Below are 17,679 nucleotides of genomic sequence, written 5' to 3'. Positions count from 1 at the left end.
TTAGTCTGGCCTTAATAGGCCAGACTAAATTTTGTCATAAATAAACGATGAAAAAATATTTACAAATATAGAAAGAAAAATCCCTACAAATACTAAAGACATAATTGAAATATATCGAGAACATTTATTTTTTTTATTTTCTATATAATCTTGATCCCCTAATGTAAAAACCAAATCCAACCGTGGAATTATTTTATATAGAAATTCGTAAAATATAGAAACCAACTTATCCGTTATAATTTCACCAAGAAAGGACATGAATATACAGAACAAAACTAAAGATAACGCTTTATTCATAGGAAAATTTTTTTCGTAAATTAAATAAGATCCCGAAGAAAGAGGTAGTATTTTTGCAAATTTATCCAAATAAAATGTGGAAAATTTTTCCAGACTTAAGAAAAATTTTATTTGAGTTGGTATTTTTTTATTCGGTAAAGAGTCAACCCATCCAGATATAACACTTTCCAGAGCCTGAGCTACCGCATAATCAGAGTATTCGAGAGACATTCTTATGGTAGATTCACCACGAAATCCTCTCAAGAAAAAAGGAGCACTATAATCATCATCGTCTATTTCATTTCTAGTGGCATTAATATCTATCTTATATCGTTGAGCTATATCATCTAATGTAGAAATTTCTGTAGGAATTATAACTAAAAAATCAAACTGGTAATTTATAGAAGATGTAATGTCTCTTGTCTGAAAATTATGCCTTGTGAATTTTTCTATAGAGGAAAAAGAGTTCGATGCGCTTTTTTTTGCGACATGGGTTATCTCACATCGGACTCCTTGAACTTTATACTGAACAAGCAATTGTTCTATTTTTTGATTTAGAGCGATAATATCGCTCGCCCCTATGTTATAATTTCCTTTAAATTTTTTCTCTGTCTTTTCTACTTTTTTTGTTAATTTGTGGTAAATTGCTTGGTATGCCCCATGGGGTACTCTTCCCTCACTAATAACAAGGGTTCCAGGATTGTCTTCACTAAGAATTTTCATAACCACTAATGTACCCAAAGGTGAGAAAATATTACATGACTTAGCAACGTAGAGAAATAATTTCCAACTCTTTTCGAAACGAAATCAATAGTCTTCATCTGAATCATCGGAGCACCCGGCATTTGCCGCATAATTTCATGCCCCGCCTCCTGCCAGATTGGTGCGGCTTTGGCTGGATCGGTCTGTGCCTTGGCCTGCTCGAACAGGCTCTGAATACGCTGGTCACAAAAGCCGGTAAAGTTCGGAGAAATGGCTGAATTCGGATGGTAATTATCGCATCCAAACAGATCATCGAGAAACGTCGATGCTGAGGGATAATCTGCAAACCAGTAAGACAGACTAATCTGCACATGGTTGGCTGTATTCTGTTCGTAGGACTCTGCCAGTCCAGCTGTTATGGGACGGAGTTGTGCCTTGAAACCGATCTGCTGAAGTACATTTCGCAGATATGTTCCCATCCCAAGCTCAACGGCCCGGTTGGGAACCACCAGCGTTACGGTCGCCCCCTCTTCACCGGCCTCACGCACAAGCTTTCTGGCTCTCTCCAGGTCCTGTGGGCATGAAAGGCCAAGATCAGCGCCTGGAATGCCGTGTGGAACCATCTGGCAGAGAGGTTCGGAAATCGCGCCACCACCGAACAAAATGGTCATGGCATGTCGATTAACAGCCATACTGACAGCCTGACGAACCCGCTGATCTGTGAACGGCTTTTCGTGCACATTCATGGCCAGATAATACAGCCCCAGCAACGGCTCGATATGAACCTGCGAGGTGTATTTCGCGCCGAGCTCACCCAATCGGTCAGAGGGCTTGGCATCGAGCATCCAGTCATATTGGCCCTGTTCGACCGCAGTGATCTGCGCCTCGTCAGAGAGGCCAAAATTATACTCGATCCGGTCAGCAAACCCGTCTGTCTGGGCCTGTGGGTTCCAAACATGAAAGTAGGAGTTTCGCTCTAACACAATGCCATGCTCGGGATCGTAATGCGTGATCCGATAAGGCCCTGTGCCCGGCACGGTCTCATTCCCCACATCGTGCACAGACACTGACGCAGGCAGAATAACTGCGTGAGGGAACGCAAGCTTGTAGAGAAACTCTCCATCCGGATGAGCCAGATGAAACACGATCGTTCCATCTGGGCGCCCTTCCACACCCGGCAACGTGCAGTGATCCGGCGCATTCAGGCATTCTTTCGCCCCGACAATCCCGCCGTAAAATGAGGCCGCCGTCGGGCTACCAACCCTATAGATCCGACGAAAAGACGCCACGACGTCTTCAACACGAACCGGCGACCCATTCGAAAACTTCAGACCGGACCGTAAATGAAGTGTCCATGTCAGCCCATCAGGGCTGATAGTCGGCATGGCGTCCGCAAGATCGGGAACGACCTCCAGCCCGGTGGGGCCACGCGCCTCTCTAAACGTCAGCAGGGGATCGTACATATTGACGAACACCTGCATGTACTGCGTGCCGTAATTAACCTGCGGGTCCAACGTCCCGCCGGGACCATCAGCGGTAAGCCGAAGCGTTCCACCTCTGTGCGGGCTGCCCAGCGTCTGCCCGTCCCAGTCAGGAGGTGTCTGCTCCTGAGCAAACGCCGTCCCGACCACGCCAAGTGAAAGAGCGAGGAGAAAAGCCGGGACACGCATTGCCATTTAGCGCTTTGACAGCTGACGAAGGCGGGCAATCAACGCATCTGCATCGCCGGTCGCATCGATCGTGCCAGCATAACGGGCACTTGGATCCATGACAACGATCCGCGGAGCCGGAACGTAATGATCACCCTCTTTCTGATCCGGAGCATGATACTCAGCCGTCATGGCCTTGATCATGTTCGGCGTACCCGTGAACGGCATCACATGGGGAGCAACCGGAATGACATAGTTTCTGAGGGCTTCGTTTTCATCAAACGGGTCCAGAGACACAGCAAGCGGAGAGACACGGACGCCTTGTGCGTGAAGTGCCTGATACGCCTGCTCCATGCTTTTCAGCACCGGCTGGCAGCGATCTTCCGGGCAGTTGGTGTCAAAGAACCATACCAGAACCCAGGTCCCGTGGAAGTCTCCTTCCGTGACCGTGCTTTCCCCAAGGGAATCAAGACGGAAGCTGCCTCCAACTTCATTTCCGTTGGACTGTACCAGCAGCCCCGGTCCACCATGAGAGGCTAACTGGAAGCCGACCCCGGCCAGAACTGCCGCAACTGCCAGCACCCCCCAGATGATGCGATTGCTGATCCGCTTGCGGCGTTCGTGTTGGGTTTCCATGGTCGTTCAGTCTCTCAGTGTGCGTCAGCCCAACTCGGGCCAATACCGGTTTCAACTTCAAGTGCCACATCCAGCTTGGCAGCACTTCCCATTTCCTGACGGACGAAATCCGCCAATGCCTGCGCATCCTGCTCCTGAACTTCGAAGAGCAGTTCGTCATGCACCTGAAGCAGCATCTGCGCTTTCAGGCCCGTCTCAGGCAGCTTTCTCGCCAGACGCACCATGGCGCGTTTGATAATGTCAGCGGCACCGCCCTGAAGCGGCGCATTGATCGCCTGACGCTCAGCATAAGATCGACGAGCGCCGTTCTTGTCCTTGATTCCCGGCACATAACAGCGACGACCAAACGGCGTCAGAACGTAGCCATGTTCCTTCGCCTCTTCCTTGGTGCGCTCCATGTAGGCGCGAATACCGGGATAGCGGGCAAAATACGCATCAATATAAGAACGTGCTTCACCCGGCGAAATCTGAAGTTGACGCCCCAGACCGAAAGCTGAAATCCCGTAAATAATGCCGAAGTTGATGGCCTTGGCCCGACGACGGGTCAAAGGGTCCATGCCTTCAATGGGAATACCAAACACTTCGGAGGCCGTGCGGGCATGAATGTCCTGCCCCAGATGGAACGCCTCCAGCAAAGGCTCGATCTTCGCCACATGGGCCAGAAGTCGCAGTTCGATCTGGCTGTAATCCGCAGACACCAGAACATGCCCCGGAGCTGCCACGAAAGCCTTACGGATCAGCGCGCCTTCTTCCGTCCGGATCGGGATGTTCTGAAGGTTCGGCTCATTGGAAGACAGACGCCCAGTGGTCGTAATGGCCATCTGGAAGGACGTGTGAACGCGCTGCGTTCCCTGGTCCATCTGCTCAACCAGCGCATCGGCATACGTGGATTTCAGCTTGGCTAACTGACGCCATGACAGGATTTTCTGCGGCAGGTCATGCCCCTGCTCCGCCAGTCCCTCAAGGACAGAGGAATCCGTCCCCCAAGAGCCGCTTTTGGTCCGCTTCCCACCCGGAAGCTCCATTTCATCGAACAGGATCTCACCAAGCTGCTTGGGAGAACCAACATTGAAACTGCGCCCAACCTGCTCGTGAATATCCTTCTCTATCACTGCCATACGCGTTTCAAAATCGGCCGACATACGCCGCAGTTCGACGGCATCCACCTTGATCCCGACGTCTTCCATATCCGTCAGAACTTCAATCAGAGGCCGCTCGATTTCCTCATACAGAGCCAGTGACTGACGAAGACGTAACTGAGGACGCAGAACCTGCCACAACCGCAGCGTGACATCGGCATCTTCCGCTGCATAAGCCGTCGCCTGATCCAGCGGCACTTCAGCGAACGGAATGCGCTTACGCCCCGTTCCCGTTACGGAATCATACGTGATCGGCGTATGGCCAAGGTGAAGCTGCGACAGCTCATCCATGCCCTGCCCGTGCTCTCCCGCAGACTGTGCATAGGAAATGAGCATCGTATCGTCGATCGGCGTTATTTCAGGCAGACCAGCTTTGCGGAACACCGTCAGATCATATTTGGCGTTCTGGAAGATCTTCAGGACAGACGCATCCCGCATCAGCGGGGCAAGACGCTCCAGCGTTGCAGCACGATCAAGCTGCTGATCGATCGGCTGATCGTCCCGCCCATCCTGCAACAGATCCCACTTGCCTTCATGCAGGAACGGCACATAACAGGCCTTGCCCGGCGCAACAGAGAGCGACAGCCCGACCATATTGGCCTGACGCGCATTGAGGCTATCCGTCTCCGTATCAACGGCGACAACCCCAGCCGTTCGCGCCTCGGCAATCCACCGATCCAGCGTCTCGAAATCTGTAACCGTTTCATACGGTCCATAAGACGCTTCAGAGAGCGTCACTGTCGGCGCCTCACCCTCCGCTGGCGCTGCCTTGGGACGAGGCGTGGGCCTTGGCTTTGCCGCCAACCCCAAACCCATACGCTGGATCGTGGAATGGAAGCCCATCGTGTCGAGCCAGTCCCGGAGCGTTTCCTGAACCGGCTCGCGGCACCCCAGTTCCTCAATCGGCTGAGGCAACGGCACATCGTCGGCCAGCAGAACCAGCTTGCGAGACATCCGGGCGGCATCCGCAAATTCAATCAGGTTCTGGCGGCGCTTGGAGGCCTTCATGCCCTCCGCAGCATCCAGAACCTTTTCCAGCGTGCCATATTCATTAATGAGCTGGGCCGCGCCCTTCGCACCAATGCCCGGCACACCCGGCACGTTATCAGTAGAGTCCCCCATCAGGGCCTGAACATCGACAACCTGATCTGGCCGCACACCGAACTTGGCCTCAACCTCAGCTTCCCGAATCGGCTTCTGCTTCATCGGGTCCATCAGTTCGACACCAGGGCAGATCAACTGCATCAGATCCTTGTCCGATGAGATGATCGTGCAACGCCCACCCTGCGCCACTACAGCCTTGGCATAACTGGCGATCAGATCATCCGCTTCCCAGCCAGCCAGTTCAATCGACGGCACATTGAATGCCGCTGTCGCATCCCGGATCAGACCAAACTGCGGGCGCAGGTCTTCTGGCGGCTCCGGACGATGCGCCTTGTATTGCGGGTAAATTTCATTACGGAACGTGTGACGACCAGCATCAAAAATAACGGCCAGATGCGTGCCGACATGATCGCGCAGCAGCCGTGTCAGCATATTCGTGAAGCCGTAAACCGCATTGACCGGCACACCATCCGGGCTGCTCATAGGCGGGAGGGCATGGAATGCACGGAAAATGAACCCAGACCCGTCAACCAGAACCAGATGAGGCGTTTCAGACGGCACGAATATCTCCTTCTCGCCCGGAAGGGCCGGACGTTCTAAAATCTTCGCGATGATAGGCTCATTCCCATCCGTTTCAAACCGCCTGTGGCGTCTTTCCTGCACCTTGGCCTGCTTTGCGGCCTGCACGCTGCTTCTCGGTGCCTGCACGCACCGGCCAATGCCCGACCTGCATCCGACAGCGAAAGAAACAGCCCTCATCCCCCCGGATGTGACGCTTAGCATGGCGGATGGTGCTCACATTCCTTCAAGAACTTATCCCGCAGCACACCCCTTGAAGGCCGTTATTCTGGCGCTTCATGGCTTCGGAGACAGCCGGGATGCCTGGGAATTCTTTGCACCGCCCCTGAGCGCTGCCGGTATCGAAATAGTCGCACCAGACCAGCGCGGGTTCGGCGCAACACAGGACGCAGGTGGCTGGAGCAGCACGACGCGCATGGTTCAGGACACGCGGGAAGAGCTTACGTGGCTCCGCAGGCGTTATCCCGGCGTGCCTCTCTATGTCATGGGCGAAAGCATGGGCGGAGCCGTCGCCCTGCTCCTTGCGACCGACCCGCCACCAGAACTGTCCGGAACCATTCTTCTCGCACCAGCCATCATGAAACTCGGTGAGCTCTGGCAGACCGTTCTGGATGGCATCGATACAGTCGCGCCCCACTGGAAACTGGATGGATCAGCCGTCCCCGGAGAGCGCGTTGCGAGCGATAACATCCATGCTCTGCGACGCATGTATTTTGACCCGCTGACCCAGCATAGTTCGACCATTCATCCGCTTTTTGGCCTGACCCACCTCATGGCAACAGCTTTTGACGACGCACCACGGGTCAGAACGCCCATGCTTATGATTTTCGGTGGTCGGGACCAGTTCGTTCTTCCGCCTTACACCGCACGTCTGTTGAAACGCCTTCCCAACTCAGTACGACTAGATGAATTTCCGACGGCCCATCATCTGCTGAGCCGCGATAAACGAATCACAGCACAGGACGTCACCTCATGGATTTTGACGCCCGACCACGCCCTTCCATCCGGAGGAGACGTCGCTGCCGCCCTCTGGAAAGCCACCGCGCAACCTTGAACAAACAAAATTCTACTAAGGGCTTGGCAAGCCTGTCCTGAACCGTCTATTGGAAACCCGACGGACCCGTAGCTCAGCTGGATAGAGCGTTGCCCTCCGAAGGCAAAGGTCACGCGTTCGAATCGCGTCGGGTCCACCATCAATCTCAAAAATTGCTGTTTTAATTGATTTGGTTTTTCTTGCGGAAACCAACGATGCTGCGTTTTTTAATTGGGTAAACTTAAAAACTGAAACGCGGCCAGCCCAGCATAGTCCTAGACAGGCCGCACCAAGATCAGGCTGCAGTACGGGCCGTAACACCCAGACGGAAGCCTTCTTTCTTCAGCGCCTGAATGGATGCTTCAGAATACTTCGCAACCAGCGGCGTTACATTGCCCGGAGCACACCAGAAGCCCAGCGTAACGGCGACATTGGCCGGACGAGGCAGAAACGAAACGGATGGCGCGGGCGTCTTGAGAACCAGAGCATCATTTTCAAACAGCCCCAGAAGCAGGGCACGAGCCTTGTCAATATCGTCATTATAATCAATCAGCAGGCTGACCGATGCCAGCAGTCGCTCAGACTGGGAGCTGTTGATGACGACATTGTTCGAAAGCGTTCCGTTGGGCACGTAAACGATGTCATTCGTGGAATCCTGTAGCACAGTCCGGAACATCTCGATCGAGACAACCGTGCCGGTATTGCCCGCGGCCGTAATTGAATCCCCCACTTTAAACGGACGGAACAGCAGGATCAGCACGCCACCCGCAAAGTTGGCAAGACTGCCCTGAAGCGCCATGCCAACAGCCAGGCCAGCCGCACCCAGAACTGCGACGAAGGACGTCGTTGCAATGCCAACCATCGAAGCAACGCTGATCAGCAGAAGCGCCTTCAGCAGCAGCCCGACGACGCTGAGCAGGAAGCCCCTCAGGGTTGGCTCAATGTTGCTGGCGGCCATCATGCGGCCCATGCCGCGCGTGATCATGTTGATGATGGACCAGCCCACCAGCAGCACAATAATCGCCAGAACAAGCTGTCCGACATAGCTCAGTAGCGTGGGCAGCCAGCCATAAAACTGGCCCCATAACGTATTGACGTGATTTTCCATGAACCCCTCGGTTGATCGTGCAGTTGGCACCATCGTGCCTACAGATGGACCACAGGTTAAGGGGGTTATATGGCCAGCTTCAAGTCTGCCCTGAAAAGTCGGTTATATCCCGGTTCACAAACCACCCTCGAAAGAGGACGGCAAGCAACAGACATGTTTCCCATCACTTTCAGGCGAGAGGCGCGTCTGTAGCCCTATGTCACGGTTCCAGAACACGCGGCGAACGTTGAGGCCTCTGTACGACAACATTTCGTCGTGCCGGGCGACCCCGGCCGCAAGGGATGGCCGCTGCCCGAACCTGGAGAGAAGCCATGTCTGACGAAAACAGAGGGGTCGTTTATCTCGGCCCTAATCATGTTGAAGTCCAGCGGATCGACGACCCCCGAATGGAAACACCCGATGGCCGGAAGATTGACCACGGCGTCATTCTCAAAGTCGTCTCCACCAATATCTGCGGCTCCGACCAGCATATGGTCCGAGGCCGCACGACCGCCCCATCGGGGTTGGTCCTGGGCCACGAAATCACCGGCGAAGTCATCGAAACCGGATCGGATGTCGAGATGGTTCGGAAGGGCGATCTGGTCTCCGTTCCCTTCAACGTCGCCTGTGGCCGATGCCGATGCTGCCGGGAACAACACACGGGCGTATGTCTGACAGTCAATGCGAGCCGCGCAGGCGGCGCGTATGGCTATGTTGATATGGGCGGATGGATCGGCGGACAGGCCCGCTACGTCATGGTCCCTTATGCCGATTTCAATCTGCTGCGCTTCCCTGACAAGGCTCAGGCACTTGAGCGCATCAAAGACCTCACAATGCTGACCGATATTCTCCCCACCGGCTTCCATGGCGCCATCAATGCCAAGGTGGGTGTGGGATCAACGGTCTATATCGCGGGCGCCGGGCCAGTCGGTATGGCCGCAGCCGCGTCGGCGCGCATTCTAGGGGCCGCAGTCGTCATGATCGGCGATTTCAATCCTGAGCGCCTCGCCCACGCGAAGGCGGTCGGGTTTGAACCTATCAACCTCCAGAACCATGACCGGCTCGGAGACCTCATCGAACAGGTCATCGGGACACCGGAAGTCGACAGCTTCATTGATGCCGTCGGTTTTGAAGCCAAAGGATATGACGGAAAGGAGCAGCCAGCCGTCATTCTCAATCAGGCCATGGAAGTCACCCGCCCGGCCGGAGCCATCGGTATTCCGGGCCTGTATGTGACGGAAGATCCGGGCGCCCATGAAGCTGCGGCGCAGAAAGGCAATCTGACACTCCGGCTGGGTCAGGGCTGGGCTAAAAGCCAGTCGTTCCATACCGGGCAAACACCCGTTCTGAGATATAACCGGCAACTGATGCAGGCCATTTTGCATGGGCGCCTGCCCATCGCAGATATCGTCAACGCCACCGTGATTTCACTCGAAGACGCACCACGCGGCTACCATGACTTCGACAACGGCGCGCCGCGCAAATTCGTTCTCGATCCTCACGGAATGCTGAAAACCGCAGCCTGACTCACTCTGACGTCATGTCATGGTTGCCCTAGCTTTTGGCCATGACATGACCGGCACTTCGATGGAGACCTGTCCATGCCCAACGATACGCCCCTGCATTTCGTCACCCTGCTCGGAAGCCTGCGCAAAGCGTCCTTCAACGCGGCAGTTGCTCGTGCTTTGCCGGAGCTTGCGCCCGAAGGAATTTCCATTACCGCGCTCGGATCGATCGGGGATTTTCCCCATTATGACCAGGATGTTCAGGACGCAGGCTTCCCGGCCCCTGTTCTGGCCATGGCCGAGCAGATCCAGGCCGCAGACGGCGTCATCATCGTGACCCCGGAATACAATTATTCCATTCCTGGCGCATTGAAAAATGCAATCGACTGGCTCTCCCGCGTATCGCCCCAACCTTTCAGCGGAAAACCCCTCGCCATCCAGACGGCCTCTCCCGGCATGATCGGAGGTGCCAGAGCGCAATACAACCTCCGGCAGAACATGGTCTTTCTGGACGCATATGTTCTCAATCGCCCTGAAGTCATGATTAGCATGGTGACGGGTAAAGTAGATCCGGAAACGCTGAAACTGACGGACGAACCAACCTGCAAATTTCTGACCGGCCAGATTGACGCACTTGCAAAACTGACACGGAAACTCATGTTCTGATCACTAAAACATCCGCCATGAGCAGAGACAAAACTCGGCCTCCGAGCCTCCGCTCACCGGCAAATGCCCGCTTCTTTCATCTCGGAAATTTTCTGTTCGATTGTTCCAATGCCAAGTGCATGCCTGCGCTGGTTTACGTCAGTGGGCTGCTCAATGGGCAAAGGAATAAGACGCCCTTTGGTGCAGGACATCTGTGATCCATAAATTTGATGCCCTGTCAGGGCAATCGATACGCGATCTGTCAGCAGGGCATAATTGGATTGGTTCACTTCGCCTTTCTTCGCCAGTTGGGTCATGAGCTTTAGCGCCCTGGCCTGAAAGGCAATATCGTCATCAGCATGCTGCACCAGCAACCACGCAGCCTTCGAGGTGACAGAACCAGCCTGTGTCAGAGTGGGCCAGCTCTTGGATGCTACAATTTTCTGCAGCCAACGGGTGTTGGCGTGGTCAATCTCTTCCATCCGCTCTGCGAGAAACATCGTACGAAATTCATTCACCTGAACTGAAGCAGGATGACCCTCCCCTGTTAGATCCAGACCATTCATCAAAGGACGACGAATTGTCTGATCCGTTACCCCACGAATTAGCAATCTCTCAGATTCATGCTCTTTACCGTCTACATCAATAAGATTTTCAGCTTTTTGCGTTTCTTCAACTGCCGTCAGATAAGCACGAATTACGGGACTCTCTTCTGTCACAAGAGTTTTGAATTCAGGCCATGTCTTGACGTTCTGAGGTGAGGAGGACCAGAACCAGAGCCCCGAACACTTCTCATCCGCATATGGGATATAAGGCCGTTCTTCCAAAGACACGCTTACCTTTTCACCCTCTCTCAGCAGCGCCTCAGTTTCCTGCTTCGTAGCCTCCTTAAGGCAAGCGGTAGAATAAGCCTGCAAGTGTTCCCAGCGCTTTTTCTGTTCATCATTGGCTCCGGGAAATGCGCCGCGCATCCACGCAAAATCCCCGACTTCAAAATGGCCGTCATGAACATACGACTGAAGTTCGGAAGGAAATGAAACGCTCCCTGCTTTTGCGAGAGAGAAGGTCATCAGCAGACCAGCCGCAGCCGAAACAACACTCCATCTCTTCATTATTTTCCCCACAAATATCGTTTTTATATCGATATTGTTAGAAGCAGGAAACGGTAGGTCTTCAAACAAAAAAAAGCCTGCACCGGATTTCCGGTACAGACTTTTCCATGAGACCTGAAACTCTCAGGCTGAAAGCTTGGACAAATCTTCCTGCACATAGCCAATGACTTTGGCATATTCGCGGGGAACGATGTGCCAGAACTGCTCCAGCGTGTGTTCCCAACAATGCAGCAGGTCCGCGGCGTAAGTGCTGCCTGTTTCTTCCACATGCTGCTCGACCAGCGTGCGCAGTTCCACGTCCCAGCGGCTGCCAGGCTGCACGCGGTTCCACATCACCGTGTCCGGATTGATGCGGGATTCAAAGCGGTCCTTCGGATCGAGCACATAGGCCATGCCGCCCGTAAAGCCAGCACCGAAGTTATCGCCAGTTTCACCGAGGATCACGACCTTACCGCCGGTCATGTACTCGCAACCATTCGAGCCACAGCCTTCAACAACAGCCGTCGCACCGGAGTTACGAACCGCGAAACGCTCACCAGCCTGACCGGCCGCAAAGAGCTTGCCACTCGTTGCGCCGTACAGAACCGTGTTGCCGATGATCGCATTTTCTTCCGAACGCCACGTGGACGCCGGAGACTGACGGACAACGATCGTCGCACCCGAAAGCCCCTTACCGACGTAATCGTTGGAATCGCCTTCCACGATCATCTTCAGCCCCTGCACCGCGAAGGCACCCAGGGACTGACCAGCCGACCCACGGAGCGACAGCGTAAGCTGGCCTTCCGGCAGTTCGTGCATCCCGAACTGACGGGTGATCATACCGGAAATACGCGTCCCGATCGCACGATGCGTGTTCTGCACGTTGTAGTGCAGGTGCAGCTTCTCACGACGCTCGAACAGCGGGATCGCATCGGCCACGATCTGTGCGTCCAGCGTTTCCGGAACCTCGTTACGGCCCTCGCGGGTGCAGTAACGGGCATGTTCACCCGGATCGGCCTGCACCAGCAGGGAGTTCAGATCCAGATCATCCAGATAGTCCGCACCGCGGGACACCTGACGCAGCATATCCGTCCGTCCAATGACGTCCTTCAGGGAGCGAACGCCTAGATCGGCAAGGATATGGCGGATGTCTTCAGCAATCAGCGTGAAAAGGTTGATGACCTTCTCCGGGGAGCCCTCGAACTTCGCACGCAGCTTTTCGTCCTGAACGCAGACGCCAACCGGGCAGGTGTTGGAATGGCACTGACGCACCATGATGCAGCCCATGGCGACCAGCGCGGCCGTACCAATACCGAACTCTTCCGCACCCAGCATCGCCGCCATGACAACGTCACGGCCCGTCTTGATGCCGCCATCTGTCCGCAGCACCAAACGATGACGCAGACGGTTGAGCATCAGAACCTGATGCGCTTCGGACAGACCCATTTCCCACGGCAGACCCGCATAATGGATCGAAGACTGCGGGCTGGCACCCGTACCGCCGGAATGACCGGAGATCAGAATGGCATCAGCCTTCGCCTTCGCCACACCTGCCGCAATCGTGCCGATACCCGTCCGGGCAACCAGCTTCACGGTGACGGTTGCCGTTGGGTTGACCTGCTTCAGATCGTAAATGAGCTGGGCCAGATCCTCGATCGAATAGATGTCATGATGCGGCGGCGGGGAGATCAGCGTCACACCCGGCGTCGCATGACGCAGGCGACCGATCAGCTCCGTGACCTTGAAGCCCGGAAGCTGTCCGCCCTCGCCCGGCTTCGCACCCTGGGCCATCTTGATTTCGATCTCGCGGCAGTCATTCAGATACTGCGCGGTCACACCGAACCGGCCAGACGCCACCTGCTTGATCGCGGAAGACGCATTGTCCCCGTTCGGGCGCGGCTTGGAACGCTCGGCGTCCTCGCCACCTTCACCGGAATCAGACTTCGCGCCAATCCGGTTCATGGCAATCGCCAGCGTCTCATGCGCTTCCGGGCTCAGGGCACCCAGTGAGATGCCGGGCGCGACAAGACGACGACGGATCTGCGTGATGCTCTCAACCTCGTCCACCGGGATCGGTGCATGAGGAGCTTTGAAGTCCAGCAGGTCACGCAGGGCGACCGGCGGCATCTGACGCACGGCATCCGCGTAACGGCGATACAGCGTGTAGCTGTTGGCCGAAACAGCGCTTTGCAGCATATGCACAAGCTGGCCGGAGAACGCATGCGTCTCGCCCTGACGGCGCAGCTTATAGCGGCCACCGACCGGAAGCGCTTCAACCTTCTGATCCCATGCAGCCGCATGAGCCTTCAGGATATTGCGGGCGATACCCGGCAGGCCAATGCCGGAAATACGCGACGGCATGCCTGGGAAGAACTCAGCCACCAACGCACGGGACAGACCAATGGCTTCAAAGTTGTAACCGCCGCGGTAAGCCGAGATGATGGAAATCCCGAACTTGGACATGATCTTGAGCAGACCCTTATCCACCGCTTTGCGGTAACGCTCCATCGCCTCACGCATCGTCATCTGGCCAAACAGGCCACGACGCAGACGGTCCGCGATGCTGTGCTGGGCCAGAGCCGGGTTCACCGTCGTCGCACCAACACCGATCGTCACGGCAATGGCGTGAACGTCGATGGCGCTGGACGTCCGCACGTTCAGGGACGTGAACGTACGCAGGGAATGACGCACAAGGTGAACATGCACGGCAGCCGTCGCAAGGATCATCGGCACGGCCACACGATCCGGCCCAGTGTTCTCATCCGTCAGGAACAGATGGGTGCAACCGCCACGGACATGATCCTCCGCCTGAACGCGGATGGACGCGATCGCCGCACGCAGACCTTCCTCGCCGTCCCCAACTGGGAAAGTACAGTCGATCGAGGCTGCATTCTCACCGCAGACTTTCCGCAGTTCATCAAACTCACCAACCGTCAGAACCGGGCTGGGAAGCTGAAGCAGATCGCACTGTTCCGGGCGCTCGTCGAGAATGTTCCCCAGATTGCCCAGACGCGTGATCAGGCTCATCACCCGCGTTTCACGCAGGGAGTCGATCGGCGGGTTCGTAACCTGACTGAAGCCCTGACGGAAATAATGCGACAGACCACGGTAGATCTTGGACAGAACCTGAAGCGGCGTGTCGTCACCCATGGACCCTAGGGCTTCAGCAGCCGTCTCGACCATCGGGTGAAGAATGGTTTCGAGCTCTTCATGCGTCAGGCTGACGGCCATCTGCTGGCGACGCAGCACGTCCGCAGCCATACCTTCCGGCTCGACCACATCACGCACGATCGGCTCGATATTGCGGATGCGCTTGACCCAGGACTGGAAATCCTGACGAGAGGCCAGCATTTCAAGCAGTTCATCCGGCTGGTAGAGGCGACCTTCCTTGAGGTCGAGCGCCAGTGTCTGCCCCGGACCAAGGCGCCCGCGACGCTGAATGCGCGCTTCCGGCACACGGACCATGCCCGCTTCCGACCCCACGATCAGCAGGTTGTCATTCGTGATGGAGTACCGCAGCGGACGCAGACCCGCACGATCCAGCCCAGCGATGACCCAGCGACCATCCGTCGCACAGACTGCGGCCGGGCCATCCCAAGGTTCGATCACCGCATTGCAGTAGCGGAACATAGCCCGAGCTGCCGGAGAAATCGCAGAGTTCGCACCGCTGGATGCTGGAATCAGCATCATCTTGGCCATCGGAGCACTGCGGCCACCGAAGGTCATGAGTTCGAAGACGTTATCCAGCGCAGCCGTATCCGAGCCGGCAGCCTGCACGACCGGCTTCAGATCCTCCATGTAAGGATCGAGTGCCGCGTGTGACAGGCGCGTTTCGTGCGACCGCATCCAATTAGTGTTGCCGGAGATCGTGTTGATCTCGCCGTTATGCGCCACCTTGCGGAACGGCTGGGCCAGCTTCCAGGTCGGGAACGTATTGGTCGAGTAACGCTGATGGTAGATCGCGAACCGTGAGACGAAGCGCTCGTCCAGAAGATCCGGAAAGAAGTCCGTCAGGTTCTCGGCAAGGAACATGCCCTTGTAGATGACAGAGCGGCAGGACAGCGAACAGATATACAGATCCACCTGCTGGCTTGTCGCCTGCTTCTCGATGCGACGACGCAGCACATACAGGTCACGCTCGAACTCATCTTCCGAGCGAGCCAGCGTATTGCGGATCATGATCTGTTCGATCTCGGGGCGCGTCTGGTTGGCCTTCTCGCCAATGCAGGCCGTGTCGATCGGCACCTGACGCCAACCATAAATTCCATAGCCGAAGTTCAGAACCTCGGTTTCGATGATCTGACGACCGGCTTCCTGCGACGCCAGATCCGTCTTCGGCAGGAACACCATGCCAACGGCAATGCGACCGTCGATCGTGTCATCGCTGGAACTGTTATGGATGGCTTCGGCGAAGAAATCCTGCGGGATTTCGACATGGATACCTGCGCCATCGCCCGTCTTGCCATCAGCATCGACAGCACCACGATGCCAGATGTTGCCCAGCGCTTCGATACCGGCCTTCACAACAGCGCGGGACGGCTTGCCATCCAGAGCTGCCACAAGGCCCACACCACAGGAATCGCGCTCCTGCGTCGGGTCATACAGACCTTTCAGGCGCTCGACGTTCTCAGTGTATTCGCGGATGAAATCGGTGTTCTGTGTCATTCCGCGGCCTCCAGCGCCAGGGTCTCGGTCAGAGAAAGGTGAATTGCATCAGCCGCATCACGGCCGTCCTTGATGGCCCAGACAACGAGGCTGGCACCGCGTACAATATCGCCGCCAGCGAACACGCCCGGCAGGCTGGTCTGGAAGCCGCCCGGCGGAACCGTCAGCGTGCCCCAACGCGTCACGGCAAGTTCCGGCTGCTGCCACTGGCCCGGCAGGTCTTCCGGATCGAAACCCAGCGCGCGGATCACAAGGTCGCCTTCAATAATGGAATGCTGGCCCGTGCCTTCGATAGAGCGGCGGCCTGTGGCATCCGGTGCACCAAGACGCATTTTCAGCACCTTCACACCTTCAACGGTGCTTTCGCCCAAGAATTCTTCCGGTGCAGCCAGCCACTCGAAGTTCGCGCCTTCTTCTTCAGCGTTGTAAACTTCCTGACGAGAGCCCGGCATGTTCGCACGGTCACGACGATAGACACAGGTGACCTTTTCGGCGTCCTGACGGATAGACGTCCGAACGCAGTCCATGGCCGTATCACCACCACCAATGACAACAACACGACGGCCCTTGGCATGCAGCGCTGCATCTTCGCCGGGGTCTTCGTCATATCCGCGACGGTTCGAGGCCGTCAGGAAGTCAATCGCATCCACAACGCCGTTCAGGTCTGCACCCGGAACATCCACGGAGCGCGAACGATACACGCCCGTTCCAAGGAACACTGCGTTATGACGCGTCCGTAAATCATCCAGCGAGGTCTCCCCCTCACCCGCACCGATTGGTGTGGAAAGGTGGAAGATGATGCCCTGCTCTTCCAGCAGCTTGTGACGACGGGCCACGACATGCTTTTCCAGCTTGAAGCTCGGAATACCGTACGTCAGCAGGCCGCCCACACGGTCCTGACGTTCATAAACATGAACCTCATACCCGCGTGCCCGCAGACGCTCTGCACAGGCAAGACCGGCGGGGCCGGAACCCACGACGCCAACACTGACTTTGAGTTCACGATCCGGCAGACGCGGCTGCACCCAGCCCTGCTCAAAAGCATTTTCCGTAATAAAGCGTTCGACAGCACCGATCGTGACGCTCTCGAAGCCCTTCTGGATCACGCAGTTGCCTTCACACAGGCGATCCTGCGGGCAGATGCGGCCGCAAATCTCCGGAAAGGTGTTGGTAGCCGAAGACATCTCATAGGCCTCCTGTAAACGGTCTTCCGCCGTCAGCTTCAGCCAGTCCGGGATGTTGTTGCCCAGCGGGCAATGCACGGAGCAGAACGGAATTCCACACTGAGAGCAGCGAGAGGCCTGCTCTTCAGCGCGGCTCATCGCAAACCCACGGTAAATCTCTCCAAAGTCTGCACGACGCTCGGCAGCGTCACGCTTCTCCGGAAGGATCTGTGGGTGATTGACGAACTGCAACATCCGTTCGGCCATGCGCCGTGTCTCCTAAAAACAGAACGCACGCCAAGCGTACGAAATTTGTGGAATACCAGCTATTCCGTCAGTTTACGCGATAATAGTCAGCAACACTTACCAATATAAAAAAACCAGCCTCATAGCGTCACTTTTCTT

The 17,679-nt window shown here is 55.9% G+C and carries 11 protein-coding genes and 1 tRNA gene; 4 read left to right on the top strand and 8 right to left on the bottom strand.

The features are described from left to right. Positions 1–24 precede the first annotated feature (24 nt). From KP702_RS02430 to polA, 4 genes are read right to left on the bottom strand one after another with little or no spacing between them, the layout of a single operon-like run. A complete protein-coding gene (locus KP702_RS02430; RefSeq protein ID WP_202206506.1) occupies positions 25–999 on the bottom strand; it encodes a hypothetical protein in 975 nt (324 codons plus the stop codon). A gap of 5 nt (positions 1,000–1,004) precedes the next feature. Continuing rightward, complete coding sequence (locus KP702_RS02425; protein ID WP_215768543.1) at positions 1,005–2,648, bottom strand: ABC transporter substrate-binding protein; 1,644 nt, start codon at positions 2,646–2,648, stop codon at positions 1,005–1,007. A gap of 6 nt (positions 2,649–2,654) precedes the next feature. Beyond that, on the bottom strand, positions 2,655–3,263 hold the full coding sequence (locus tag KP702_RS02420; RefSeq protein WP_202206505.1) for an SCO family protein: 609 nt from the start codon (positions 3,261–3,263) through the stop codon (positions 2,655–2,657). 14 nt (positions 3,264–3,277) lie between these two features. Further along, positions 3,278–6,067 carry a DNA polymerase I gene (polA, locus tag KP702_RS02415; RefSeq protein WP_215768446.1) on the bottom strand — a complete coding sequence of 930 codons (2,790 nt, stop codon included), beginning with the start codon at positions 6,065–6,067 and terminating at the stop codon, positions 3,278–3,280. Between the two features lie 49 nt (positions 6,068–6,116). Here polA and KP702_RS02410 point away from each other — a divergent pair, with 49 nt between their 5' ends. Beyond that, positions 6,117–7,139 carry an alpha/beta fold hydrolase gene (locus tag KP702_RS02410; RefSeq protein ID WP_237389833.1) on the top strand — a complete coding sequence of 341 codons (1,023 nt, stop codon included), beginning with the start codon at positions 6,117–6,119 and terminating at the stop codon, positions 7,137–7,139. Positions 7,140–7,201: 62 nt separating this feature from the next. Further along, positions 7,202–7,278, top strand: a tRNA-Arg gene (locus tag KP702_RS02405). Between the two features lie 135 nt (positions 7,279–7,413). Here KP702_RS02405 and KP702_RS02400 read toward each other — a convergent pair. Further along, positions 7,414–8,226 carry a mechanosensitive ion channel family protein gene (locus KP702_RS02400; RefSeq protein WP_202206503.1) on the bottom strand — a complete coding sequence of 271 codons (813 nt, stop codon included), beginning with the start codon at positions 8,224–8,226 and terminating at the stop codon, positions 7,414–7,416. Between the two features lie 311 nt (positions 8,227–8,537). Here KP702_RS02400 and fdhA point away from each other — a divergent pair, with 311 nt between their 5' ends. Then, a complete protein-coding gene (gene fdhA / locus KP702_RS02395) occupies positions 8,538–9,731 on the top strand; it encodes a formaldehyde dehydrogenase, glutathione-independent (RefSeq protein ID WP_202206502.1) in 1,194 nt (397 codons plus the stop codon). 75 nt (positions 9,732–9,806) lie between these two features. Further along, on the top strand, positions 9,807–10,376 hold the full coding sequence (locus KP702_RS02390) for an NADPH-dependent FMN reductase (RefSeq protein WP_202206501.1): 570 nt from the start codon (positions 9,807–9,809) through the stop codon (positions 10,374–10,376). 53 nt (positions 10,377–10,429) lie between these two features. Here the strand turns inward: KP702_RS02390 and KP702_RS02385 are convergent, their stop codons facing one another. The 3 genes from KP702_RS02385 to KP702_RS02375 form a co-directional block, all read right to left on the bottom strand. After that, positions 10,430–11,467, bottom strand: coding sequence for a DUF6624 domain-containing protein (locus KP702_RS02385; RefSeq protein ID WP_202206500.1), 1,038 nt, complete (start codon positions 11,465–11,467; stop codon positions 10,430–10,432). A gap of 123 nt (positions 11,468–11,590) precedes the next feature. After that, complete coding sequence (gene gltB / locus KP702_RS02380) at positions 11,591–16,111, bottom strand: glutamate synthase large subunit (protein WP_202206499.1); 4,521 nt, start codon at positions 16,109–16,111, stop codon at positions 11,591–11,593. Continuing rightward, positions 16,108–17,541: an NAD(P)-dependent oxidoreductase gene (locus KP702_RS02375; protein ID WP_202206498.1), complete on the bottom strand. Its 1,434-nt coding sequence runs from the start codon at positions 17,539–17,541 to the stop codon at positions 16,108–16,110. The genes gltB and KP702_RS02375 overlap by 4 nt, the downstream gene beginning before the upstream one ends. Positions 17,542–17,679 lie beyond the last annotated feature (138 nt).

The sequence above is a fragment of the Gluconobacter sp. P5B12 genome (genome assembly GCF_018812035.1).
Lineage (GTDB): Bacteria > Pseudomonadota > Alphaproteobacteria > Acetobacterales > Acetobacteraceae > Gluconobacter.
The sequence above is the reverse complement of the archived record's forward strand: the minus strand, read 5'-3'. Positions and strand labels throughout refer to the sequence as shown.

Bases quoted from the DNA above. Each gene is read 5' to 3' on its own strand.
- KP702_RS02410 (WP_237389833.1), top strand. From the start codon at position 6,117: ATGATAGGCTCATTCCCATCCGTTTCAAACCGCCTGTGGCGTCTTTCC.
- KP702_RS02390 (WP_202206501.1), top strand. From the start codon at position 9,807: ATGCCCAACGATACGCCCCTGCATTTCGTCACCCTGCTCGGAAGCCTG.
- fdhA (WP_202206502.1), top strand. From the start codon at position 8,538: ATGTCTGACGAAAACAGAGGGGTCGTTTATCTCGGCCCTAATCATGTT.
- KP702_RS02385 (WP_202206500.1), bottom strand. From the start codon at position 11,467: ATGAAGAGATGGAGTGTTGTTTCGGCTGCGGCTGGTCTGCTGATGACC.
- KP702_RS02400 (WP_202206503.1), bottom strand. From the start codon at position 8,226: ATGGAAAATCACGTCAATACGTTATGGGGCCAGTTTTATGGCTGGCTG.
- KP702_RS02375 (WP_202206498.1), bottom strand. From the start codon at position 17,541: ATGGCCGAACGGATGTTGCAGTTCGTCAATCACCCACAGATCCTTCCG.
- KP702_RS02420 (WP_202206505.1), bottom strand. From the start codon at position 3,263: ATGGAAACCCAACACGAACGCCGCAAGCGGATCAGCAATCGCATCATC.
- KP702_RS02430 (WP_202206506.1), bottom strand. From the start codon at position 999: ATGAAAATTCTTAGTGAAGACAATCCTGGAACCCTTGTTATTAGTGAG.
- KP702_RS02425 (WP_215768543.1), bottom strand. From the start codon at position 2,648: ATGCGTGTCCCGGCTTTTCTCCTCGCTCTTTCACTTGGCGTGGTCGGG.
- gltB (WP_202206499.1), bottom strand. From the start codon at position 16,111: ATGACACAGAACACCGATTTCATCCGCGAATACACTGAGAACGTCGAG.